The organism is Nocardia farcinica (genome assembly GCF_001182745.1).
Lineage (GTDB): Bacteria > Actinomycetota > Actinomycetes > Mycobacteriales > Mycobacteriaceae > Nocardia > Nocardia farcinica.
In genome coordinates, this window is record NZ_LN868938.1 from 1,512,520 (window position 1) to 1,533,782 (window position 21,263).

The window sequence follows — 21,263 nt, forward strand, 5'->3', positions numbered from 1 at the left end:
CCGACCGCGACTCCTTGCCCGGGTCCGGTCAGCCGTAGTACTGTCCAGACACGTGTCCATCATATGACGTGGACAGGTATCTGGGGAAGGAATTCCGATGACTCTGGTGAAACCACGGCGGGTCTCCGGCGGCGAACACGAGCACGGGCATCTCGAGGAGTTCCGCACCGATCCGATCGCCCTCATGCGGCGGGTGCGGCAGGAGTGCGGCGATGTCGGCGCCTTCGAACTCGCGGGCAAGCAGGTCATCCTGCTCAGCGGCGCGGAAGCCAACGAGTTCTTCTTCCGTTCCGGGGACGAGGACCTCGACCAGGGCGCGGCCTACCCGTTCATGAAACCGATCTTCGGCGAGGGCGTCGTCTTCGACGCCAGCCCCGAACGCCGCAAGGAGATGCTGCACAACTCCGCCCTGCGCGCCGAGCAGATGCGCGGGCACGCCACCACCATCGCCGCCGAGGTGGACCGGATGATCGCCGGATGGGACGACGAGGGCGAGATCGACCTGCTCGACTTCTTCGCCGAACTGACCATCTACACGTCCTCGGCCTGCCTGATCGGCGTGAAGTTCCGCAACGAACTCGACGATCGCTTCGCCAGGCTCTACCACGAGCTCGAGCGCGGCACCGACGCGCTCGCCTACGTGGATCCCTACGCCCCGATCGAGAGCTTCCGCCGCCGCGACGAAGCCCGCGCCGCGCTGGTCGCGCTGGTGCAGGCCATCATGGACGAGCGTGCGGCGAACCCGCCCGCCGACAAGTCCGACCGGGATCTGCTCGACGTGCTGGTCTCGGTGCCGAACGAGGACGGCGGTCCGCGCTTCTCGGCCAGCGAGATCACCGGCATCTTCATCTCGATGATGTTCGCCGGTCACCACACCACCTCGGGCACCGCGGCCTGGACGGTCATCGAACTGCTGCGCCATCCCGAGCTGCGCGACCGCGTGGTGGCCGAGCTGGACGAGTTGTTCGCCGACGGCAAGGATGTCAGCTTCCACGCGCTGCGCCAGATCCCGCTGCTGGAGGCGACGCTGAAGGAGACGCTGCGGATGCACCCGCCGCTGATCATCCTCATGCGGGTCGCGCAGGGCGATTTCGAGGTGTGCGGGCACCACATCGCGGCGGGCGACCACGTCGCGGCGACCCCGGCCATCTCCAACCGCCTGCCCGAGGACTTCCCCGACCCCGACACCTTCGACCCCGGCCGCTACATCGACCCGAACCAGGAGGATCTGGTCAACCGCTGGACCTGGATCCCGTTCGGCGCGGGCAGGCACCGCTGCGTCGGCGCGGCGTTCGCGCTCATGCAGCTGAAGGCGATCTTCTCGATCCTGTTGCGGGACTGGGAATTCGAGATGGCTCAGCCGTCGGAGAGCTACCGCAACGACCACTCCAAGATGGTGGTGCAGTTGCAACAGCCCTGCCGGGTGCGTTACCGCCGCCGGGTCAGGACCAGCTGATGGCCTACGTCATCACCCAGCGCTGCTGCAACGACGCCAGTTGCGTGGCCGAATGCCCGGTGGACTGCATCCGGCCGCGCCCGGAGGACCCCGAGTTCACCTCGGCGGAGATGCTCTACATCGACCCGGAGACCTGCATCGACTGCGGGGCGTGCTTCGAGGCCTGCCCGGTCGGGGCGGTCTACGCCGAGGACGAGTTGCCCGCGCAGCTGGACCGCTACCGCGAGATCAACGCCGACTGGTTCGCTCGGCACCCGATGACCACCGATCTGCCGCTCCCGGCGCCGCCCGCGCGGCTGCCCGCCCACCTGGGCACCCTGCGAGTCGCGATCGTGGGCACCGGTCCCGCCGCCTGCTACGCCGCCGAGCATCTGCTGGCCGCGGGCAACGTCGAGGTGGAGATGTTCGACCGGCTGCCCACCCCGTGGGGCCTGGTCCGCCACGGGGTGGCGCCCGATCACGGCCAGACCAGGGCGGTGGCGGAGATGTTCGCCGCGGCCATCAAGCGCGACGCGGTCCAGCTGCATCTCAATGTCACTGTCGGCGAGCATGTCGCCCAGGCCGAATTGTTGGACAGCTGTCACGCGGTGATCTACGCGGTCGGCGCCTCGGCCGACCGGGAGCTCGGCATCCCCGGCGAAAACCTGCCGGGCAGCCATTCCGGCACCGATTTCGTCGCCTGGTACAACGGCCATCCCGAGCACGCGGACCTCGCCGTCGATCTGTCCGGCGAGCGCGCGGTGGTGATCGGCAACGGCAACGTCGCCCTCGACATCGCCCGCGTGCTCACCGCCGACCCCGACGAGCTGGCCCGCACCGACATCGCCGACCACGCGCTGGCCGCGCTGCGGCACTCGCGCATCCGCGAGGTGGTCGTGCTCGGCAGGCGCGGCCCGGCGCAGGCGGCCTACACCGGTCCCGAATTCCTCGCCCTCGCACACCTGTCCGGGGTGGACGTGATCGTCGACCCCGCCGATCTGGCGCCGGGGCCGGGCACCGCCGTGCCCGAGGGCGACGACGCCGCCCGCCGCAAGGTGGCGCTGGCCCACGAATACGCCTCGGCCGCGGTGGGTTCGGGCCGCCGTCGGATCCGCTTCGGCTACCGCGCCGCCCCCACCGCGATCCTCGGGACGGACCGGGTCACCGGTGTGGAGTACGCGCGCACCCGCGTGCGGCAGACCGCCGACGGCGTGGTCGCCGACCGCACCGAAGACCGGGCGCACATCGAGGCGTCGCTGGTCCTGCGCGCGACCGGCTACCGGGGCGTGCCGGTGCCCGACGTGCCGTTCGACCCCGAGCGCGGCATCGTGCCCAACACGGCCGGTCGCGTCCTCGACGCGCCCGGCGGCAGGCCGGTGCCCGGGTTGTACGTCACCGGCTGGATCAAACGCGGCGCCCGCGGCGTGATCGGCTCCAACCGCGGCGATTCCGCCGAAACCGTGCAGGCCCTGCTCGCCGACTTCCGTGCCGGACTGCTACCCACCCCGGCCGGTGACCGCACCGCCCTGACCGCACTGATCCGCACTCGGCAACCCGACGTGGTTGACCGCACCGCCTGGCAGGACATCGACCGCGCCGAACGCGCCGCGGGAGCCGCGACCGGCCGCCCCCGCGTCAAACTCACCAGCGTCGAAGCCCTGCTCGCCACCGCCCGCCGCGGCTGACCGGACCACCGAGCGCACACCACTCGACACACACGCCACGAAGCGCCGCGACCCCTCGATCGCGGCGCTTCGCCGGTTCCGCAGACCTATTCGTAGGCGACCTGCCAGCTCTTGATGCCGTGGATCCAGCCGTTGCGCAGGCGGACCGGCTCGGCGAGCTGGCGCAGGTCGGGCATGGCGTCGGCGATGGCGTTGAACATCAGGTCGATTTCGAGGCGGGCGAGGTTGGCGCCGACGCAGTAGTGGGTGCCGGTGCCGCCGAAGCCGACGTGCGGGTTGGGGTTGCGGCCGATGTCGAAGGTGAACGGGTCGTCGAAGCCGTCCTCGTCGAAATTGGCCGAGCCGTAGAACAATCCGACGCGCTGGCCGGCCCCGATGGTCTGCCCGCCCAGTTCCACGTCTGCGGTGGCGGTGCGCTGGAAGACGGTCACCGGGGTGGCCCAGCGCACGATCTCGTCGGGCGCGGTGCGCGGGCGTTCGGCTTTGAACCGCTCCCACTGCTCGGGGTGGTCGACGAAGGCCTTCATGCCGTGGGTGATGGCGTTGCGGGTGGTCTCGTTGCCCGCCACCGACAGCAGGATGACGAAGAAGCCGAACTCGTCGGAGGCCAGCCCGTCGCCGTCCACGTCGGCGTGCACGAGCTCGGTGACGATGTCCTCGGCCGGGCAGGCTCGGCGCTGTTCGGCCATGTTCCAGGCGTAACCGAGGATTTCGGCCGAGGCCATCGCCGGGTCGCCGTACTCGGGGTCGTCGTAGTTGAGCATCTGGTTCGACCAGTCGAAGACCTTGCGGCGGTCCTCCTGCGGCACGCCGAGCAGTTCGGCGATCGCCTGTAGCGGCAGCTCGCAGGCGACCTGTTCGACGAAATCGCCGCTGCCCGCCCGCTTCGCCTCGTGCACGATGCGTTCGGCGCGTTCGGTGAGCGCGGCGCGCAGGCTCTCCACCGCCCGCGGGGTGAAACCCTTGGCGATGATCCGGCGGATCTTGGAGTGCTTGGGCGGGTCCATGTTCAGCAGCAGCGCGCCGGTCTCGTTCATCTGCTGCGGGGTGATGTCGCCGGGCAGCCGGATGATGGAGCCCTTGAGCTGGGAGGAGAAGAGTTCCGGATGGCGCGAGATCTCCTTGATGTCGGCGAGCTTGCTCACCACCCAGTAGCCGCCGTCGTGGAAGCCGCCGGAGTCCGCGTCGGCCTGCGGATTCCACCAGACCGGCGCGGTGCGGCGCAACAGCGCGAACTCCTCGACGGGACGGCGCCGGGCCCACAGGCCGGGGTCGGTGAAGTCGAAGCCCGGGGGCAGCGACGGTGCGCTCATGGGGTACCTCCTAGGAATGCGGGTGGTCGCCGGCGGGAGCGGCGGCGCGGTGCACGGGCCCCGCGGCGACACCACCCAGCAGCGGCAGGTCGAGATAGGTGCGCACGCCCGGCTCGGCGGCGACCACGGCGGGCACGGAGTTGACGCAGTGCATGGCCGTGGCGACGATGCCGGGATGCCGTGCCAGGCCCGCCGCGGTGCTGTGCGCGTGCATGCCGGTGATCACCGCGTGCGTGCCGGGGTCGCCGACGATCCGGATGTCGTAGCGTTCGCCCGCCGGACCGAACCGCCACGGCGGGTCGAGGTCGTCCTCCCCCATCAGCCAGTTCACCCCGACCGTCACCACCGCCGCGCCGTCGACGGTGCCCTCCCAGCGGATGCGCTGTCCGGCCACCAGGCCGGGTTCGATGACCCCGATCGGTGATTCGATGGGCGCGGTGGCCACGGCGACCTCGTGCACGGTGCGCACCTCGTCGTCGAGGGCGAATCCGAGCGCGTCGGCGATCATCCGCACCGACTGGCCGTAGCCGCCGGCGAGCATCGCCGCCATGTGTCCGCCGGTCGCCTCGGTCGGGGTGGCGCCGAAGCGCATCCATTCGCGTACCACGTCGGGGGCGCCATAGGTGCGGATGTCGGAGTACTCGTGCGCGTGCACCTCGGTGATCGAACCGGAGAACGCCGAGAGCACGATCGGCAGCTTGTCGGTCATGCCACCGGGGTGGATGCCGGTGCCGTGCAGGGTGACGCCGGCCTCCCGGCACACCGCGTCGAAGCCCGCGCGCTGCTTGCCCGCCGGATGGAACCAGCCCAGCGGGGTGACGAGGTTCTTGCCGGAGCGCAGGATCGCCCGCATCACCGCGGTGTCGGCCGTCATCGGACTGTAGATCACGCAGTCGGCGGGCAGCGCGAGCAGGGCGTCGGCGTCGGTGCTCGCCCGCACCCCGATCTCGGCGCGCCCGACCAGCGTGCCGAGGTCCCGGCCGTCCTTGTCCGGGCTGTGCACCCACGCCCCGACGAGCTCCAGGCCGGGATGGCCGAGGACGCCCTCGATCGCGGCGCGCCCCACCCCGCCGGTGGCCCACTGGATGACCCGCAGAGGTTGGTCTGCCATCGGCTCTCGCCTCGCTCTCTCGCTCACACCACGGTGAGCGGCAGGGGAATTCCCCGGTCGGTGAACTCGAAGGCCGCCCCGGTGCTGAACCGGGTGACGGCCACCTCGGAGGCCTCCCGGAACGGCCGGTCGGCCAGGGTGAACTCGACGGACAGGCCGTCGGCGGTGTCCTCGCCGGTCGCCACGTATCGCGGGTCGACCGCGCGGGCGAGCGCGTCGAGCGGCTGCAGCTGCCCCGCGGTCAACAGGGCGGGCCAGGTGCCGTCGGTCTGCGCGCCGCTCGCCCGCGGAATGTGCAGGCGCACCCGCTCCCCGGCCTCCTCGATCTCGATTCCGGTGTAGGGCAAGGGATTCAGCGCCGGATGCACGCGCAGGACGGCGGCCAGCGCGGCGGCGTCGGTACCCAGCCCGAGGCAGCGACGCAGTCGTTCCGCGGTGAGCCCGGCGATGCCGGTGAACTGTTTGCGCGCGATCACCGCCGCCTCCTCGGCACCGGCCCTGGCGCGCACGGCGATCAGGAAACCCATCGTCAGCAGGTGCTGTTGCAGGCACACCTCCTCGGCGATGCGCACCAGCGCCGAGTGGGAGAAGTCGGCGAAGCGCAGATCGCTGAGCAGCGGACCGGAATAGTCGGCCTGTCCCTCCTCGGTCGGGTCGATCGGGGCCAGGTCCAGCCGGGCGGCCGCCGATCCGGCGAGCAGCCCGGCGTTGGGCGGCACCGGCGGCGGGACGTGCGCGGCATCGATGGTGACCGTCCACGCGCACACCGGTACCCGGCCCGCCGGGTTGCGGGGCGGGCGGTGGATCGGGCGGACCTGGGCGTGCGGGTTGGTCGCCAGCGCGGTGGCGTCGAAGGTCGGGTCCTCGATGTCGTGACACATCGAGACCACGAACTCCTCCCCCATCGGTTCCACGTCGGCGAGCGCGCCGCAGTGGTCGAGCCAGAACTCGCCGTGATCGTGGTCGTCGACGCGGAACCGGAAGTCCATGAACTGCGGCGGCGCGCCGATGTCGAGTTGCAGGCCCTTGAAGATGGTTTCGACGCTGTCGCCACGAAAGTTCAACGCCGCCTGCATGCGCCGGGTGTAGACCGGGCTGGCGGTCTGCCACTCCTCGATCGCCACCTGCGCCATCCCCTCGCGCCCGAACGCGGCGATCGAGTACGCCATGCCCGACCGGTCGATGAGGTGCCCGCACAGCAGCAGTTCGGGCACCAGTGCGGCCAGGGTCTCGCGGGCGAGCGGGCGGAATCGGCTGGACTCGCTCATCGCACTCACCAGAGCGGGACCGGCGACTCGCCGATCTTGTACCAGCCCGGCAGTCGCGTGCCGGAGGTGGAGCGCTGGATGCGCTGCTGCATGCCGGGCGAGAGCGCGTCGGCGGTGATCATCTCCAGGAACAGCGCCGAGACGTTGCCGAAGTCGAAGAAGTCACGCTGCCAGGACCATTGGAAGTTGCCGCCGTAGCGGAACCAGCTGCCGCCGATGCCGTTGACCGTGTAGTGGCTGCCGTCCGGGCGGGTGGCGTCGGCGACCTGCTTCCACAGTCCGATCACCGAACCGCTGCGGTCGTCGACCACGAACTCCTGGTACGGATAGGTCCAGCCCTCCAGGCCGAGCATCTCCTGTCCGAGGGCGAGCTCGCGGATCTCCGCCCGGCCGACCGCCATGAACTCCTGGGTGGGCCCGTAGTTCCAGCCGTAGGTGGCGTCCTCGGTGTACAGCTCGGCCAGCGGCTTCCAGTCGCCCTTCTCCTCGCATCGCTGGTTCTCCGCGACCCAGCGGCGCACCATCTCGTCGAGTTCTTCGCGCTCGTAACCCGTCATCGGTGTGTCCCTTTCGCAGTGGAATCGTCCTCGTCCTCGACGAGCGACAGAGCTTGGGTGGGGCAGTAGCGGACGGCGTCGGCGACCTGCGCGCGCAGCCCCGGACCTGGGGCGGGATCGAGGATCTCGACCTGGCCGCGCTTGGGCACCCGGAACACCTCCGGCGCCTCGGCCTGGCACATCGCGTGCCCCTGGCACAGGTCCAGGTCGACCACGATCCTCACGAGTCCGCCTCCGGCCGCGGCTTCAGGGGCGCTTCCGGCTGCACCTCCACCAGCACCAGGTGGGCGCCGCGCGGCGCGCTGACCACCGCGACCACCGCGTCGGCCAGCTGCGACGCCCGCAGGAAGTACGGGTGCCGGGCGAAGCCCCACTCCTGCCAGGCCTCCAGCATGGGCCCGACGACCTCCGGCGCCGAGGTCATGCCCATCCCGGTCTGGGTGGGCCCCGGCCGCACCAGCGACGCCCGGATCCCGGTGCCCTCCAGTTCCATCCGCAACTGCACCGCCATCGCCTCGACACCGGCCTTGGCCGCGCTGTAGGCGCCGGTGTGCGGACGCGGGTGGTCGGCGCAGTCGGAGCTGATGAGCACGATGTCGCCGCGCCGGCGCGCCGTCATGCCCGGCAGCACCCGGTGCACCATGCGGTGCGCGCCGACCAGGTGCACCTGCACCTGCTTCACGAACTGGTCCGGCGCCATCTCCCCTACCGGCCCGAATTCGATGTCCCCGGCGCCGGACACCAGCATCTCGGTGGGCCCGTGGGCGGCCTCGGCGGCGGTGACGAACGCGTCCACCGAGGCGTCGTCGGTCACGTCGAGGCGGTGCGCCAGTGCGGTGCCGCCGTCGGCGCGGATCTTCCCGGCGATCTCCTCGCACAGCTCGACCCGGCGGGCGCCCAGGGCGACGGGGTGTCCGAGCGCGGCCAGCGCCACGGCCGTGGCGGCGCCGATGCCCGAGGACGCGCCCGCGATCAGCGCGGGCCTGCGCGCGGGATGGGGGTCGAAACGGGGCATCAGTGCACCTCCACGGTGATGGGCAGGTGGGCGAACCCGCGGACGTTGGTCGAGTGCACCCGCTCGATGCCCTCGGTGACCACGGTGTACTCGGTGACGCGCGTGGCGAATTCGCGCAGCGCGACATTGGCCTCCAGCCGGGCCAGGTGCGCGCCGAGGCAGAAGTGCACGCCCGCGCCGAAGCTGGCCAGCGCGCTGGTGTCGTGCCGGTCGATGCGGTAGCTGTCGGCGTCGTCGAAGGCCGCCGAATCCCGGTTGGCCGAGCCGATCAGCAGCAGCACCTTGGCGCCCGCGGGAATGGTGCCGCCGTGGTAGTCGATGTCGGTGGTGGCGCTGCGGGCGACCATCTGACTCGAGGTGTCGTACCGCAACGTCTCCTCCACCCAGTCCGGTACCCGGTCGGGATCGGCGGCGACCTTGGCGTACTCGGCGGGGTTGCGCGCGGCCCAGTAGACCGCGTTGCCCAGCAGTTTGGTGGTGGTCTCGTTGCCCGCCACCACCATCAGGAACATGAAGCCGATGATCTCGTCGTCGGAGAGCGAGTCGCCGTCGATCTCGGCGTCGAGCAGGGCCGAGGTGAGGTCGTCGGTGGGGTCGGCCCGACGGTCCTTCACCATGTCGGCGTAGTAGCCGACCAGCCGCAGCGAGGCGTCGATCGCCGCGTCGGGCACGTCCAGCACGCCGTCCTCGCGGTGCACGACCAGATCGGCCAGCCTGCGGATCTCGGCGCGGTCCGGCTCGGGCACGCCCATCAGCTCGGAGATGACGTCCATCGGCAGCTTGCCCGCGAACTCGTCGATCCAGTCCAGCCGCCCGCGCTCGAGCGCGGGCTCGAGGTAGGACAGCGTGATCTCGCGAATCCTGGTCTCCATCTCGGCGACCCGGCGCGGGGTGAACCCCTTGTAGACCAGTTTGCGCATGCGCATGTGCCGCGGGTCGTCCATCGCCAGGAACGACATGGTGCGATGCGCGTGCGGGCCCCAGGCGGCCGGGTCGAGCGAGACGCCGTTGGCGCTGGAGAGCCGGGTGGCGTCACGGAAGGCCGCGGTGACGTCGGCGTGCCTGGACAGCGCCCAGAAGTCCAGCTCCGGATTGTGGTAGAGCGGCGCCTCGGCGCGCAGCCGCGCGTAGACCGGATAGGGATCCTCGTGGAAGGCGTAGTCGTAGGGGTCGAAGATCACCGGTTCCGACGATGCCGCCGTCATCGCGTGCACCCCCATTTCGATAACAGGTTCTTCCGGGGCGGCGGCCCCGTGACGCAGCGTGGAGACAGATAGCTGGACATGTGTCTGGACACTACCACCGACACTATTCCATAACAATGGGAACGTACGATCACTCCATGAAACCGCCGCGGCGATGCGCCGCGCAGCGAAATCGCACTACCGGACGACCGCGAAAAACAGGAACATGTTCTTGCGGTTCATGATCAGTTCGGACTATATTCCGAACACCTGTCCAGACAGCGCAGGAAAGCCGCGGACCCGCCCCGCGGCTCCCCCGGGCCCCAGGAGTGACCGCATGCGGCGTACCACTGAGCACACCGTCCGCACCGGCGCGCGGATCGCGCGGCCATGACCGCGCCGCACCCGCCCACCGGCGCCGAGAACCCCGGACCGACCGTGCGCGAGCGCGGGCTGGCCAAGATGGCCGAGGTCTACGGCTTCGACTTCGCCGACGGCACCGACGAGCTCTTCGCCCTGACCGCCGACCACCTCTTCGCCGGCATCTGGTCGCGGCCCGGGCTGAGCGTGCGCGATCGCAGGTTGCTACTGCTGGGCGCCCTCACCGCGGGTGGCCTGCCGGACGTCGCGAGCATCCAGGTGAGCGCCGCGCTGCACAACGGGGAGTGCACCGGCGAGCAGCTGCACGCGATCGCCCGATTTCTCGGCACGCAGCTCGACCCCGCGCAGGGCGACGCACTCGACGAGGTTGTCACCGCCGCGCTCGGCGCGTGACGCACGACCTGACCCAGCACAGACAAGGCAGCACACCCATGCGCTTCGGCATCGTTCTCTTCACCAGCGACCGCGGGATCACCCCGGCCGCGGCGGCCCGCGCGGCCGAGGATTTCGGCTTCCACTCCTTCTACGTTCCCGAGCACACCCACATTCCGGTCAAACGCGAGGCCGCGCATCCACAGACCGGTGACGCGAGCCTGCCCGACGACCGCTACATGCGCACCCTCGATCCGTGGGTCTCCCTCGCCATGGCGGCCGCGGTCACCGAACGCATCGAACTGGCGACCGCGGTCGCGCTGCCGGTCGAGCACGACGCGATCACCCTCGCCAAGACCATCGCCTCGCTGGACCACCTCTCCGGCGGCCGGGTGCTGCTCGGCGCCGGATTCGGCTGGAACACCGACGAACTCGCCGACCACAAGGTGCCCGCGGGCAAGCGCCGCACGGTGTTGCGCGAATACCTCGAGGGCATGCGGGCGCTGTGGCGCGACGACGAGGCCGAGTATCACGGCGAACACCTCGACTTCGGTCCCAGCTGGGCCTGGCCCAAGCCGGTGCGCCGCGACGTGCCGGTGCTGATCGGCGCGGCGGGCACCGAGAAGACCTTCCGCTGGATCGCCCGCTCGGCCGACGGCTGGATCACCACCCCGGGCGAAACCGACATCACCGACCGGCTCGCGCTGCTGCGGTCGATCTGGACGGAAGCGGGCAGGCCGGGAGCGCCCCGGGTGGTCGCACTCGACATCAAACCCGACGCGCAGCGGCTCGCGGAATGGCGGGCCGCCGGAGTGACCGACGTGTTGTACGGTTTGCCCGACAAGCCCGAGGAACAGGTGCGGGCCTATCTGGAGCGCCTGGCCGCCAAACTGGCCGTCCCGGCCGGGGAAGGGAACTGAGCGTGCGGATCGCCCTGCTGTCCTACCGGAGCAAGACCCACTGCGGCGGACAGGGCGTCTACGTCCGCAAGCTCAGCGCGGGGCTGGCCGAACTCGGACACGAGGTGGAGGTGTTCTCGGGTCAGCCGTACCCGGAGGACCTCGATCCGCGTGTGCGCCTCACCGAGGTGCCCAGCCTCGACCTCTACCGCGATTCCGACCCGTTCCGCACCCCGCATCCGCGCGAGATCCGCGACCGGATCGACCTGTTGGAGCTGGTGACCATGTGGACCGCGGGCTTCCCCGAGCCGCGCACCTTCAGCCTGCGCGCCGCGCGACTGCTGCGCGAGCGCGCACGCGACTTCGACGTGGTGCACGACAACCAGTGCCTGGGCAGCGGGCTGCTCGACATCGCCGAGTTCCTGCCGGTGGTGGCCACCGTGCACCACCCCATCACCCGCGACCGCGCGGTGGACCTGGCCGCCGCACCCTGGCGACGCAAACCGCTGGTTCGGCGCTGGTACGGCTTCCTCGGCATGCAGCAACGGGTCGCGCGCAGGATCCCCGACCTGGTCACCGTGTCGAGTTCGTCGGCCGCCGACATCGTGGCCGACTTCGGCGTCGACCCCGGCCGGCTCAACGTGGTGCCGCTCGGCGTGGACACCACCCTGTTCGCGCCGCGGGCGGCCCCGCGGGTCGCGGGCCGCATCGTCGCGGTGGCCAGCGCCGACAAGCCGCTCAAGGGCGTGGCGCATCTGCTGCGGGCCTGCGCGCGGCTGCGGGTGACCCACCGGATCGAACTGCAGCTGGTCGCCAAGCTCGAACCCGAGGGTCCCACCGAGAAGCTCATCGCCGAACTCGGCCTGTCCGACATCGTCACCGTGCGTGCCGGCCTCAGCGACGCGGACTTGGCCGATCTGCTCGCCTCGGCCGAGATCGCCTGCATCCCTTCGCTGTACGAGGGCTTCTCGTTGCCCGCGGTGGAGGCGATGGCCAGCGGCACGCCGCTGGTGGTCAGCCGTACCGGCGCGCTGCCGGAGGTGGTCGGCGAACCGGGGGTCTGCGCCGATCTGATCACCCCCGGCGACGCCGACGAACTGGCCGCCGCCCTCGGCGCGCTGTTCGACGCGCCGTTGCGCAGGCAGGCGATGGCCACCGCCTGCCGCGCGCGGGCCGTCTCGGTGTTCAGCTGGGAATCGGTCGCCGCCCAGACGGCCCGGATCTACCTGCGTGCGATCGCCCGTACCGGGAGCCGCGCACTCGACAACGCCCAGGAGGTTCCTCGTGCTCACCGTTGACTTCGACCGGCTCGCACTCGGCCCGGGCACCCGGGTGATCGACGTCGGTTGCGGCGCGGGACGGCACTCCTTCGAGGCCTACCGGCGCGGGGCCGACATCATCGCCTTCGACCAGAACGCCGACGACCTCGCCGGGGTGCAGACCATGTTCGAGGCGATGGCGGCCGCCGGCGAGGCGCCCGCCGGCGCGAACGCGCAGACGGTGCGCGGCGACGCCCTGGCACTGCCCTATCCCGACAACCACTTCGACGTGGTGATCGCCTCGGAGATCCTCGAGCACATCCCCGCCGACGACCAGGCCATCGCCGAACTGGTGCGGGTACTGGAACCGGGCGGCCAACTGGTGGTGACGGTGCCGCGCTGGCTGCCCGAGCGGGTGTGCTGGGCGCTGTCGACCGAGTACCACAGCAACGAGGGCGGGCACGTGCGGATCTATCGCGCGGACGAGCTGCGCGACAAGATCGCCCGCCGCGGCATGCGCTTCGTGCACCGCACCCACGTGCACGCCCTGCACGCGCCGTACTGGTGGATCAAGTGCGCGGTCGGCGTCGAGCGCGATCATGCCCTCGTGCGCGCCTACCACCGAATGCTGGTGTGGGACATGATGTCCCGTCCCGCGGTCACCCGGGTGGCCGAAGCACTGCTCGATCCGCTCATCGGCAAGAGCGTCGCGTTGTACTTCGCCAAGCCGGCGGTGCACCGTGCCGCCGTCTGAGCTGCCCGGCGTCCCGTGGGCGCTGACCCGCTCACAGTGCCACCGCACCGGCGCCTCGATCGCGGCCGCGCAGGAACCCACGGGCGCGATCCCCTGGTTTCCGGGCGGGTACACCGACCCGTGGGATCACGTGGAATCGGCGATGGCGTTGACCGTCACCGGTTTCCGGGACGAAGCGGTCGCCGCGTACCGGTGGTCGGCCGAGACGCAGCGGCCGGACGGGTCGTGGCCGCGCCAGTTCCGCGCCGGGGTGGTCGAGGACGGTGGCGCCGAGACGAACTTCTGCGCCTACCTGGCCACCGGGGTCTACCACCACGTCCTGTGCACCGGTGACCTGAATCTCGCCGCGGAGCTGTGGCCGACCGTGCGCGCCGCCGTCGACTTCGTCCTCGCCGCCGCCGGTCCGCAGGGCCAGATCTATTGGGCGGCCGACGAACACGGCGGTGTGCTCGCCGAGGCCCTGGTCACCGGGTGCGCGAGCATCCACCACAGCCTCGGCTGCGCCGTCGCGCTGGCCGAGCTGATGAACGATCCGCGCCCGGAGTGGGCGCAGGCCCGCCACCGGCTCGGCGCGGCACTGCGGCATCGACCCGACCTGTTCACCCCGAAGGACCGCTACTCGATGGACTGGTATTACCCGGTCCTCGGCGGAGCGCTGCGCGGTCCGGCGGCGGTGGCCAGGATCGATGCGCGGTGGGACGACTTCGTGGTCGGCAACATCGGCATCCGCTGCGTGGCCGACCGGCCCTGGGTGACCGGCGCGGAAACCTGCGAGCTGGTGATGGCGCTGGACGCGCTCGGCGACGACGACCGCGCGCACCGCCTGTTCGCCGCCATGCAGCACCTGCGGGAGAACGACGGCTCGTATTGGACCGGCCTCGTGTTCGCCGACGGCAAGCGCTGGCCCGAGGAGCGCACCACCTGGACCGCGGCCGCGGTGGTGCTGGCCGCCGATGCGCTCTCACGCACCACCCCCGCCAACGGACTGTTCCGCTCGACCGCGCTCCCGGTGCCCGCGCCGGTCGGCGTCTGACCGACACGGGCGTCCCGGTCAGGAATCGCCGGTTCGTTCCAGCACGCGCAACGAGCCGGTCGCGCTCACCTCGCGGAATTCGCCGCTGTCGAGGGCGCGTCGGTAGATGTGATAGGGCGGGCGCCCGCCGTCGGCCGGGTCGGGAAAGACGTCGTGAATGGCGAGTGCCTTGCCCACCGCCACGAATTTCGCCCAGCCGGAATAGTCCGCCTGCGCCGCTTCTTCGGTGTGTCCGCCGTCGATGAAGAGGAAATCCAGCGGCGCGCCCCACACCGACGACAGTTGGGTGGACGAGCCCACCAACGCGACGACGGTGTCGCCCAATCCGGCCCGCAGGACGGTGCGACGGAATGCGGGGAGGGTGTCGAAACACCCGGTTTCGGGATCCACCAGGGAACTGTCGTGGTATTCCCAGCCCGGCTGGTGTTCCTCCGAACCGCGGTGGTGGTCCACGGTGTAGACGGTCGACCCGCACGCGCGCGCGGCCGCGCCGAGCAACAGCGTGGATTTTCCGCAGTAGGTGCCGATTTCGACCAGCGGACCGCCCGCGCAATACCGCGCGGCGGCCGCGTGCAGCGCGCGTCCCTCGTCCTCGGGCAGAAATCCGCGCACCGACCGGGAAATGTCGAACAATTCGGCTTCCGAGACCGCGGACCCGGCGCTGAGCTGCGTCATGAACTGACCGTTCTCCCTCGAATATTGCTGTTCAGGAACGACAATAGTAGCATCTAGACACATGTCCGAACGCGATTCCATCACCCTCGAGGCGACGCGCAGGCGGCTCAGCGGCAAACAGGCCGACACCGTCGACAAGCTCACGCGCGCGGCGCTCGACGTGCTGGCGCGGGAGGGCTACGCGGGAATGACGATCCGGATGGTGGCCGCCGCGGCGGGCGTCGGCGCCGCCACCGCCTACACCTACTTCTCCTCCAAGGAACACCTGGTGGCCGAGATCTTCTGGCGGCGCCTGCGCGCGGCACCCGTGCCCGCGGCGGCTGGGTCCGACCGGACGGCGCGCGTGATCGCCGAATTGCGGACGATCGCCCTGCTGGTCGCCGACGAGCCCGAGTTGTCCGGCGCGGTGACGGGCGCGCTGCTCGGCCGCGATCCCGATGTGCAGCACCTGCGCACCCGCATCGGCGTGGAGATCCGCGGGCGGATCAGTGCCGCGCTGGCCCCCGACCCCGACCCGGAGATCATCGAGTCGCTCGAGCTGATCTACGCGGGCGCGCTGATGCGCGCGGGCATGGGCCACGAGTCCTACGCCGACATCGCCGACCGCATCGTGCGCTCGGCGATGCTCGTCCTGCGCTGAGCCTCAACGAATTCCGGCACGCTGGGCCGGCACGTCGCCGGTGTCCGGCCGGGCGTCGAGGCGGCTCGGCCACCACACCCGCGCGCCGACGAGAGCGAACAGCGCGGGCACCACCACGGTGCGCACCACGAAGGTGTCGAGCACGATACCGATACCGACCACGATGCCGAGCTGGGTCAGCGTGATCAGCGGCAGCACGCCCAGCACACAGAACACCGCGGCCAGCACGATGCCCGCGCTGGTGATCACCGGCCCGGTCGCCGAGACCGCGCGCACGATGCCGGTGGCGGTGCCGTATTCCGGCGCCTCCTCCCTGGCCCGGGTGACCAGGAAGATCGTGTAGTCGACCCCGAGCGCGACGAGGAACAGGAAGCCGAACAGCGGCACGGTGGTGTCCAGCGCCGGGAAGCCGAAGATGTGCTCGCTCACCAGGCTGCCGAGCCCGAGCGCGGCCAGCGCGCTGAGGACCGTCACCCCGATCAGCAGCACGGCCGCGGGCAGCGCGCGCAGCAGCGCCAGGAGCACCAGGAACACCACCGCCAGGATCAGCGGAATCACCAGCAGCTGATCGCCGCGCGCGGCTTCGGCGGTGTCGAGTTCCTTCGCGTCGCTGCCGCCGACCAACGCCTCGGCGCCGGGCACCCGGTCCAGCTGCGTGCGCAGGGCGCGGATCGTGTCGAACGATTCGGCCGAGGCGGGGGCGGCGTCGAGCACCACGGTCCAGCGGGCCAGCCCGTCATGGGCGGGGCCGGTGCGCATCGCGCGCGACACGCCGTCGGTGCCGTCGAGCGCCGCCTGCACGCCGGCGGCGGCCTCCGCGCGCGCCAACACCACGGTGGGATCCGAAGCGCCGGAAGGGAAATGGGCCGCGACGGTGTCGAGCGCGTCCACCGATTCGGCGCGCACCCGGAACTGGTCGGCCTGCGCGAGTCCGACATCCGCGCCGAACAGCCCGGTGGCGCATACCAGCAAGGCGCCGAGCGTGGCCGCCGCGATCGGCAGCGGCCTGCGCACCACCGCCGCGGCGATGCGGTACCAGACCCCGGACCCGGCCACGTCCCGGCCGTCGACACGGGGAACGAACGGCCAGAACACCCGCCGCCCGCACAGGGCGAGCGCGGGCGGCAGCGCGATCAGCACGAACACCGCCGCCACCACCAGTCCGGCCGCGGCGAGCAGGCCGAGACTGCGGGTGTTGGGCAGGGTGGCCAGCAGCAGGGTGAGCAGTGCGAGCACGACCGTGACGTTGCTGGCGACGATCGCCGGGGCGCAGCGGCGCACGGCGGCGCGCAGGGCCGCGCGGTGATCCTCGGCGCGGTGCAGTTCGTCGCGGTAGCGGGAGATGAGCAGCAGGGCGTAGTTCGTGCCCGCACCGAAGACCAGCACACTGGTGATCCCCGCGGTGGAGCCGTCGAAGGTGAGCCCGGTGACCCGGGCCAGGCCGACGCCGACGCCGGCGGCGACCCGGTCGGCGTAACCGACGACGAGCAGCGGCACGAGCCACAACACCGGCGAGCGATAGGTGAGCATCAACAGCAGCGCGACCACCAGCGCGGTCACCACCAACAGGGTGACGTCGGCGCCGGCGAACGAGTCGGCGATGTCGGCGCCGAACGCCGGGCCACCGGTGATCTGGGCGCGCAGCCCCGCGGGCACGGCCTCGCCCGCCAAGGTGCGCAGCCGCTCGATCTCGTCGGTGAGGGCCGTGCCGTTCAACTCACCCGGCACCGGCACCTGCCCGAGAGCGACCTTGCGGTCCTCGGACACCGTGAGCCGATCCGGGGCGGCGCCCGCGTCCGTGCGCAGGCCCGCCACGGCGGCGCTCGCCGCGGCCACCTGGTCCTCGGTCAGTTCCGCGCCGTCGGGGCGGTCCAGCACGACGATGGCGGTGGCCACGTCGCCGCCGGGGAAATCCCGCAGCAGCCGCTGCACCTGCGCCGACTCGGCCGAGTCGGGCAGCGAGGTCGGTGCCTGTCCCGCCGAGTCGTTGGCGCCCACCAGGCCCAGCAGGGCGCCGGACGCCAGCAGCAGGGCGAGGAGCACGAGCCAGGAGCGCCGCCCGGTGACGACGGCGGCCAACCGATCCCACGGATTCACGTCGTCCACCTTCCCAGATCCGCCGTCCGCGCGGGTGCGCGGCCGGTGCCCCGGCGCGGCGCGCCGCGGGCCACTGTCGGATGTCCCGAAAAATCTTTGCGCACAATGATGTTCGTACAGATGTGCTTGCATCTGCACGATTACCGCGCTTAGGATCACCCGAAACAGGGGAGCTTCACACCCGTCGAAGGCCAGGCGTCATGACTCAGCCACCATCACGTTCCCGTCGTCTCGGCATCGCCGAGATCGCCGCCGTCTACGGCACCGAGGCCTTGCATCGCCGCATCGCGCAGTTGCGGGCGTGCGGCCAGCACTACGCCGCGGTGGCGATCGAACGCGAACTACTCGGCACGACCGACACCACCCCGCGGCCCTGACCGGGAGGCACCGGGACGACACCGCACCGAGGGCGATGAATCCGGCGGCCGGCCGTCGTCTGCGTGCCGCGCCCGACATCGCCGCACGCTACGGGGATCCGAATGCCTGACATGTCAAGCGAACCCGCAATCAGGACATACCCGACCGAACGGTGTCGATCTCGCCGAAGCCGACCCGCTGGTGGGAATCGTTTCCTATAGTGAGGCACGATTCGGGCGCGGTCGCAGGACGCCCGAGGTGGCAGTGGGAGCGCTGATCCATGACCTTGCCCGCGCCGGACCTCTCTCCGGAGCCGTCCGCGCCTGCGCTCGAAATCGGCGGGCGGCCGGCGTCGGTGCCGTTGCAGAACACCGACCGGGTCGCCTCGACGATGGTCGGGCACTTCGCGTCCACCGCCCCGTGCCGGACGCTGCCCGGGGAGCAGCTGCGCGGTGACGTCACCAAGGTGACCCGCTTCTGCCTGGCGCTGGCCGCGGAAATGTTCGACCGGCGCGCCGTACCCGCCGCCGACCAGCTGGGCGAGGTCCGCGAAGCGGCCGCGCAGTGGGCCCGGGAAGCGGTGCCGTTGAGCACCATCCTGCGCGCCTACCACGAGGGCCTGCGCATGGCGTTCGGGCTGGTCACCGCGCCCGCCGAGGACGGTGACGTGGGCGAGGTCCTGGTCGCCACCGACCTCATGCTGGAACTGTTGCAATCGATCACGGCCGCGGTGTGCGACGCCTACGTCGACGAGCAGCATCTGGTCGCGCGCGAACACCAGACCGCCGCGCAGACGCTGGCCTCGGCACTGCTGAGCGGCCGCGCCAGCTCGGCGGTGGCACGCCAGAGCGGGATCCCGATCGCCGAGGTCTACCAGGTGGTCGCGCTCGCCATTCCCGCGCACCCCGACGAGCTCGATCCGCGCATCGACACCCAGGTCGCGGCGCGCCGCAAGCTGCGCCGCGTGCAGTCCGGGCTGGCCACCGCCTTCGACGCGCAGGTGCTGGCGCTGCTGTCGCCCACCGGTGGGACACTGCTGGTCCCGCACGGCGAGCAGCACCGGCCGTTCACCGCGGAACTGCTCGCGGTACTGGGCAAGGCCGCCGAGGTGCCGTTGTCGGCGACCGTGGTCACCGCCGCCACCGACCGGATCCCGGAATCGGCCGAACAGGCGCACGAACTGCTCGAGCTGGCGCAGCTGGCCGGACGCGGCCCCGGCCTGTACGAAATGGCCGACCTCGCGGTGGAGTACCAGCTCACCCGCGGCGGTCCCGCCACCCGCCAGGTCGCCGGTCTGCTCGAGCCCCTCGACGCCCACCCCGAACTCTCCGACACCATGCGCGCCTACCTGCGCAACGACATGAACCGCCGGATGACCGCCCGTCAGCTGTTCGTCCACCCCAACACCGTCGACTACCGCCTGCGCCGCATCGCCCAACTCACCGGCATCGATCTGGCCACCTCCGCGGGCATCTCCCAAGCCGCCATCGCCCTCCTCGCCCGCGACCTCCACCGCCCCACCCGCACCCCCCACTGACCCCGACCCACTCGATGCCGATTCGTGCCGAGATGCAGGCGCTGAAGGTCGAGCTCGAGAATCCGCAGGGCTTTCCCGGTGCGCGGTGGCCGGAAACCGGTGCTCAGAACTACACCGACGCCACGGTGACAGATGGAGACGCCGACTGGTCGGTCAAGACGGCGTGATGCGATGAGTGTCATGGGCTCGGGCCAGGACTCCCAAGCCGGACTGGGTTCCGTCGATCGGATCCGCACGTGGAGTTCGATGATCCTGGGGACTCTCGCGCTGGTCACGGCGGCGGGCATCGTGGTGCTGTTTCATGTCTCGCAGCCCGAGCCAGGGCGACTTGCGGCGACTGATGTGCTCGTCCTCGTCCTGGTCGGGCTGTCGACCTGCACTTTTCTGGCGGCGGGTGCGCTCGTCCTGCGTGGACGGACTCCTGCTGTGGTGCTCAGAGCCGTCGAACTGCTGTTGTGGCTCGACCTGATGGTTCTCGGGGCCGCGACGATCGTGCTGTTGGCCGGCGGTTCGTTGGCTCCGCTCACCTGGCTCGCCGCGATCGGCTTCGGCTTCGATATCGCTCGGGTCCTGCGGACCGCCGTCCGCAGCGGTGGCCGGTCTCGTCGACCCGCGTAGGCGGACGTCTCGCGACCCACCCCACTCGATGCCGATTCGTGCTGGCGTGGGGGGCGGGATCGCGCGATCCTGGAACCCCGTGAGTCTGGATGGTGAGGCTTATGCGTATCGCGGAGATCTTGCGTCGGAAGGGTTGCGAGGTCGCCACCGTCACTCCCGGTACGACGGTGCGTGCGCTGCTGGCGGTGCTGGCCGAGCACAACATCGGTGCGGTGGTGGTGTCGCCGGGCGGCGGCCGCATCTCGGGCATCGTGTCCGAGCGTGACGTGGTGCGCGGCCTGCACGAGTACGGTGCGGGGCTGCTGGACACGCCGGTCAGCGACATCATGACCACGCCGGTGCGCACGTGCGCGCCGGAGGACCGGGTGGACGGCCTGCGCCGCATCATGACCGAGCACCGGGTCCGGCACCTGCCGGTGGTGCGCGACGACCGGCTGGTGGGCATCGTCAGCATCGGCGACGTGGTCAAGAGCGCGATCTCCGAACTCGCCACCGAGCGCCAGCTGCTGGTCGACTACGTGCAGGGCCGCTACTGACAGCACTCACATGTCGTCGACGGACCCCAGGTCGGCCGAGAGCCACCGCTCCGGCCGCATCGAGACCACGACCTGCGGCCCGTAGGCCTCGGCCGCCTTCAGATACGACTCCACCTTGTCGGCGGGCAGGTACCGCTCGACCATCTCGCGGTGCTGCGCGTCGGTCATCGGCTCGATCCCGGTGACCGGCCCCTCGACGGTGACGTAGCGGATGGTGGGCTCGACCTGCTGCACCATGATGCTGAACCGCCCCGCGTCGCGGATGTGGCGCAGTTTGCGGGAGTCGGCGCCGGTCAGCACCCACAGGTCCGACCCGGGGCGGTACTGGTACCAGATCGGCACCAGCAGCGGGCCGCGGCCGGGACCGGCGGCGACCGACAGGGCCGCGCTGTGCGGCCGGGTGAGAAACTCCTGACGCTCTTCCAGGCTCAACGGCATGCCTCCGAGTGTAGGCCGCGGGTCCGGCACCACCCCGCCCGCGAGCCGAAACATGTTGAGTGCGTGAAACCTTCGAGCGCGGCGGGAAAACTGCGTATC

General features: G+C 71.0%; 23 protein-coding genes. 13 read left to right on the top strand and 10 right to left on the bottom strand.

The window, feature by feature from the left end; all coding sequences use genetic code 11:
- Window positions 1-97: 97 nt before the first annotated feature.
- Together AMO33_RS07350 and AMO33_RS07355 are read left to right on the top strand one after the other, a co-directional pair.
- Complete coding sequence (locus tag AMO33_RS07350) at window positions 98-1,456, top strand: cytochrome P450 (RefSeq protein ID WP_011209121.1); 1,359 nt, start codon at window positions 98-100, stop codon at window positions 1,454-1,456.
- Window positions 1,456-3,120, top strand: coding sequence for an FAD-dependent oxidoreductase (locus AMO33_RS07355; RefSeq protein ID WP_060591503.1), 1,665 nt, complete (start codon window positions 1,456-1,458; stop codon window positions 3,118-3,120). The genes AMO33_RS07350 and AMO33_RS07355 overlap by 1 nt, the downstream gene beginning before the upstream one ends.
- 86 nt (window positions 3,121-3,206) lie before the next feature.
- On the opposite strand, the gene AMO33_RS07360 is transcribed toward AMO33_RS07355, so the two are convergent.
- From AMO33_RS07360 to AMO33_RS07390, 7 genes are read right to left on the bottom strand one after another with little or no spacing between them, the layout of a single operon-like run.
- On the bottom strand, window positions 3,207-4,433 hold the full coding sequence (locus AMO33_RS07360; protein WP_060591506.1) for a cytochrome P450: 1,227 nt from the start codon (window positions 4,431-4,433) through the stop codon (window positions 3,207-3,209).
- Between the two features lie 10 nt (window positions 4,434-4,443).
- Window positions 4,444-5,544, bottom strand: coding sequence for an NAD(P)H-dependent amine dehydrogenase family protein (locus AMO33_RS07365; protein ID WP_060591509.1), 1,101 nt, complete (start codon window positions 5,542-5,544; stop codon window positions 4,444-4,446).
- Between the two features lie 23 nt (window positions 5,545-5,567).
- On the bottom strand, window positions 5,568-6,812 hold the full coding sequence (locus tag AMO33_RS07370) for a hypothetical protein (RefSeq protein WP_082668610.1): 1,245 nt from the start codon (window positions 6,810-6,812) through the stop codon (window positions 5,568-5,570).
- Window positions 6,813-6,817: 5 nt separating this feature from the next.
- Window positions 6,818-7,369, bottom strand: a complete 552-nt coding sequence (locus tag AMO33_RS07375; RefSeq protein ID WP_011209116.1) for a nuclear transport factor 2 family protein — start codon at window positions 7,367-7,369, stop codon at window positions 6,818-6,820.
- Complete coding sequence (locus AMO33_RS07380) at window positions 7,366-7,593, bottom strand: ferredoxin (protein WP_011209115.1); 228 nt, start codon at window positions 7,591-7,593, stop codon at window positions 7,366-7,368. Before AMO33_RS07380 ends, AMO33_RS07375 begins: the two co-directional genes overlap by 4 nt.
- Complete coding sequence (locus tag AMO33_RS07385; protein WP_060591515.1) at window positions 7,590-8,384, bottom strand: SDR family oxidoreductase; 795 nt, start codon at window positions 8,382-8,384, stop codon at window positions 7,590-7,592. Before AMO33_RS07385 ends, AMO33_RS07380 begins: the two co-directional genes overlap by 4 nt.
- Window positions 8,384-9,589: a cytochrome P450 gene (locus AMO33_RS07390; protein WP_060593355.1), complete on the bottom strand. Its 1,206-nt coding sequence runs from the start codon at window positions 9,587-9,589 to the stop codon at window positions 8,384-8,386. Before AMO33_RS07390 ends, AMO33_RS07385 begins: the two co-directional genes overlap by 1 nt.
- Window positions 9,590-9,958: 369 nt before the next feature.
- Here AMO33_RS07390 and AMO33_RS07395 point away from each other — a divergent pair, with 369 nt between their 5' ends.
- From AMO33_RS07395 to AMO33_RS07415, 5 genes are read left to right on the top strand one after another with little or no spacing between them, the layout of a single operon-like run.
- The gene (locus tag AMO33_RS07395) at window positions 9,959-10,342 is read left to right on the top strand and encodes a carboxymuconolactone decarboxylase family protein (protein ID WP_060591518.1); all 384 of its coding nucleotides are present in this window, start codon (window positions 9,959-9,961) and stop codon (window positions 10,340-10,342) included.
- A 38-nt stretch (window positions 10,343-10,380) separates the two neighbouring features.
- The gene (locus AMO33_RS07400; RefSeq protein ID WP_011209111.1) at window positions 10,381-11,241 is read left to right on the top strand and encodes an LLM class F420-dependent oxidoreductase; all 861 of its coding nucleotides are present in this window, start codon (window positions 10,381-10,383) and stop codon (window positions 11,239-11,241) included.
- A 2-nt stretch (window positions 11,242-11,243) separates the two neighbouring features.
- Window positions 11,244-12,518, top strand: coding sequence for a glycosyltransferase family 4 protein (locus AMO33_RS07405; RefSeq protein ID WP_060591523.1), 1,275 nt, complete (start codon window positions 11,244-11,246; stop codon window positions 12,516-12,518).
- Window positions 12,505-13,233, top strand: a complete 729-nt coding sequence (locus tag AMO33_RS07410; protein WP_060591527.1) for a class I SAM-dependent methyltransferase — start codon at window positions 12,505-12,507, stop codon at window positions 13,231-13,233. The genes AMO33_RS07405 and AMO33_RS07410 overlap by 14 nt, the downstream gene beginning before the upstream one ends.
- Window positions 13,220-14,266 carry a prenyltransferase gene (locus AMO33_RS07415; RefSeq protein WP_060591529.1) on the top strand — a complete coding sequence of 349 codons (1,047 nt, stop codon included), beginning with the start codon at window positions 13,220-13,222 and terminating at the stop codon, window positions 14,264-14,266. The genes AMO33_RS07410 and AMO33_RS07415 overlap by 14 nt, the downstream gene beginning before the upstream one ends.
- 18 nt (window positions 14,267-14,284) lie before the next feature.
- On the opposite strand, the gene AMO33_RS07420 is transcribed toward AMO33_RS07415, so the two are convergent.
- Complete coding sequence (locus AMO33_RS07420) at window positions 14,285-14,941, bottom strand: class I SAM-dependent methyltransferase (RefSeq protein WP_060591532.1); 657 nt, start codon at window positions 14,939-14,941, stop codon at window positions 14,285-14,287.
- 61 nt (window positions 14,942-15,002) lie between these two features.
- Here AMO33_RS07420 and AMO33_RS07425 point away from each other — a divergent pair, with 61 nt between their 5' ends.
- Entirely contained in the window at window positions 15,003-15,581 is a 579-nt protein-coding gene (locus AMO33_RS07425; RefSeq protein ID WP_060591535.1) for a TetR/AcrR family transcriptional regulator, read from the top strand.
- 3 nt (window positions 15,582-15,584) lie between these two features.
- Here AMO33_RS07425 and AMO33_RS07430 read toward each other — a convergent pair whose 3' ends face one another.
- The gene (locus AMO33_RS07430) at window positions 15,585-17,687 is read right to left on the bottom strand and encodes an MMPL family transporter (protein ID WP_170916114.1); all 2,103 of its coding nucleotides are present in this window, start codon (window positions 17,685-17,687) and stop codon (window positions 15,585-15,587) included.
- Between the two features lie 191 nt (window positions 17,688-17,878).
- On the opposite strand from AMO33_RS07430, the gene AMO33_RS32030 reads away from it, so the two are divergent.
- The 5 genes from AMO33_RS32030 to AMO33_RS07445 all read left to right on the top strand — a co-directional run bounded on the left by AMO33_RS32030 (window position 17,879) and on the right by AMO33_RS07445 (window position 20,726).
- Window positions 17,879-18,055, top strand: coding sequence for a hypothetical protein (locus tag AMO33_RS32030; RefSeq protein ID WP_167547506.1), 177 nt, complete (start codon window positions 17,879-17,881; stop codon window positions 18,053-18,055).
- A 260-nt stretch (window positions 18,056-18,315) separates the two neighbouring features.
- The gene (locus AMO33_RS07435; protein ID WP_011209103.1) at window positions 18,316-19,572 is read left to right on the top strand and encodes a PucR family transcriptional regulator; all 1,257 of its coding nucleotides are present in this window, start codon (window positions 18,316-18,318) and stop codon (window positions 19,570-19,572) included.
- 32 nt (window positions 19,573-19,604) lie between these two features.
- Entirely contained in the window at window positions 19,605-19,739 is a 135-nt protein-coding gene (locus tag AMO33_RS32515; RefSeq protein ID WP_255266243.1) for a hypothetical protein, read from the top strand.
- 4 nt (window positions 19,740-19,743) lie between these two features.
- Window positions 19,744-20,190 (top strand): hypothetical protein, encoded by a 447-nt coding sequence (locus AMO33_RS07440; protein WP_060591538.1) that lies wholly within the window; start codon window positions 19,744-19,746, stop codon window positions 20,188-20,190.
- A gap of 101 nt (window positions 20,191-20,291) precedes the next feature.
- On the top strand, window positions 20,292-20,726 hold the full coding sequence (locus AMO33_RS07445) for a CBS domain-containing protein (protein WP_011209101.1): 435 nt from the start codon (window positions 20,292-20,294) through the stop codon (window positions 20,724-20,726).
- Window positions 20,727-20,732: 6 nt separating this feature from the next.
- On the opposite strand, the gene AMO33_RS07450 is transcribed toward AMO33_RS07445, so the two are convergent.
- On the bottom strand, window positions 20,733-21,164 hold the full coding sequence (locus AMO33_RS07450; RefSeq protein ID WP_011209100.1) for a pyridoxamine 5'-phosphate oxidase family protein: 432 nt from the start codon (window positions 21,162-21,164) through the stop codon (window positions 20,733-20,735).
- Window positions 21,165-21,263: the final 99 nt, after the last annotated feature.

Excerpts from the sequence above, each read along its gene's own strand:
- AMO33_RS07350 (WP_011209121.1), top strand. The coding sequence starts at position 98 with ATGACTCTGGTGAAACCACGGCGGGTCTCCGGCGGCGAACACGAGCAC.
- AMO33_RS07370 (WP_082668610.1), bottom strand. The coding sequence starts at position 6,812 with ATGAGCGAGTCCAGCCGATTCCGCCCGCTCGCCCGCGAGACCCTGGCC.
- AMO33_RS07360 (WP_060591506.1), bottom strand. The coding sequence starts at position 4,433 with ATGAGCGCACCGTCGCTGCCCCCGGGCTTCGACTTCACCGACCCCGGC.
- AMO33_RS07390 (WP_060593355.1), bottom strand. The coding sequence starts at position 9,589 with ATGACGGCGGCATCGTCGGAACCGGTGATCTTCGACCCCTACGACTAC.
- AMO33_RS07395 (WP_060591518.1), top strand. The coding sequence starts at position 9,959 with ATGACCGCGCCGCACCCGCCCACCGGCGCCGAGAACCCCGGACCGACC.
- AMO33_RS07385 (WP_060591515.1), bottom strand. The coding sequence starts at position 8,384 with ATGCCCCGTTTCGACCCCCATCCCGCGCGCAGGCCCGCGCTGATCGCG.
- AMO33_RS07355 (WP_060591503.1), top strand. The coding sequence starts at position 1,456 with ATGGCCTACGTCATCACCCAGCGCTGCTGCAACGACGCCAGTTGCGTG.
- AMO33_RS07450 (WP_011209100.1), bottom strand. The coding sequence starts at position 21,164 with ATGCCGTTGAGCCTGGAAGAGCGTCAGGAGTTTCTCACCCGGCCGCAC.
- AMO33_RS07420 (WP_060591532.1), bottom strand. The coding sequence starts at position 14,941 with ATGACGCAGCTCAGCGCCGGGTCCGCGGTCTCGGAAGCCGAATTGTTC.
- AMO33_RS07445 (WP_011209101.1), top strand. The coding sequence starts at position 20,292 with ATGCGTATCGCGGAGATCTTGCGTCGGAAGGGTTGCGAGGTCGCCACC.
- AMO33_RS32515 (WP_255266243.1), top strand. The coding sequence starts at position 19,605 with ATGCAGGCGCTGAAGGTCGAGCTCGAGAATCCGCAGGGCTTTCCCGGT.
- AMO33_RS07365 (WP_060591509.1), bottom strand. The coding sequence starts at position 5,544 with ATGGCAGACCAACCTCTGCGGGTCATCCAGTGGGCCACCGGCGGGGTG.
- AMO33_RS32030 (WP_167547506.1), top strand. The coding sequence starts at position 17,879 with ATGACTCAGCCACCATCACGTTCCCGTCGTCTCGGCATCGCCGAGATC.
- AMO33_RS07375 (WP_011209116.1), bottom strand. The coding sequence starts at position 7,369 with ATGACGGGTTACGAGCGCGAAGAACTCGACGAGATGGTGCGCCGCTGG.
- AMO33_RS07440 (WP_060591538.1), top strand. The coding sequence starts at position 19,744 with ATGAGTGTCATGGGCTCGGGCCAGGACTCCCAAGCCGGACTGGGTTCC.
- AMO33_RS07435 (WP_011209103.1), top strand. The coding sequence starts at position 18,316 with ATGACCTTGCCCGCGCCGGACCTCTCTCCGGAGCCGTCCGCGCCTGCG.
- AMO33_RS07400 (WP_011209111.1), top strand. The coding sequence starts at position 10,381 with ATGCGCTTCGGCATCGTTCTCTTCACCAGCGACCGCGGGATCACCCCG.
- AMO33_RS07425 (WP_060591535.1), top strand. The coding sequence starts at position 15,003 with ATGTCCGAACGCGATTCCATCACCCTCGAGGCGACGCGCAGGCGGCTC.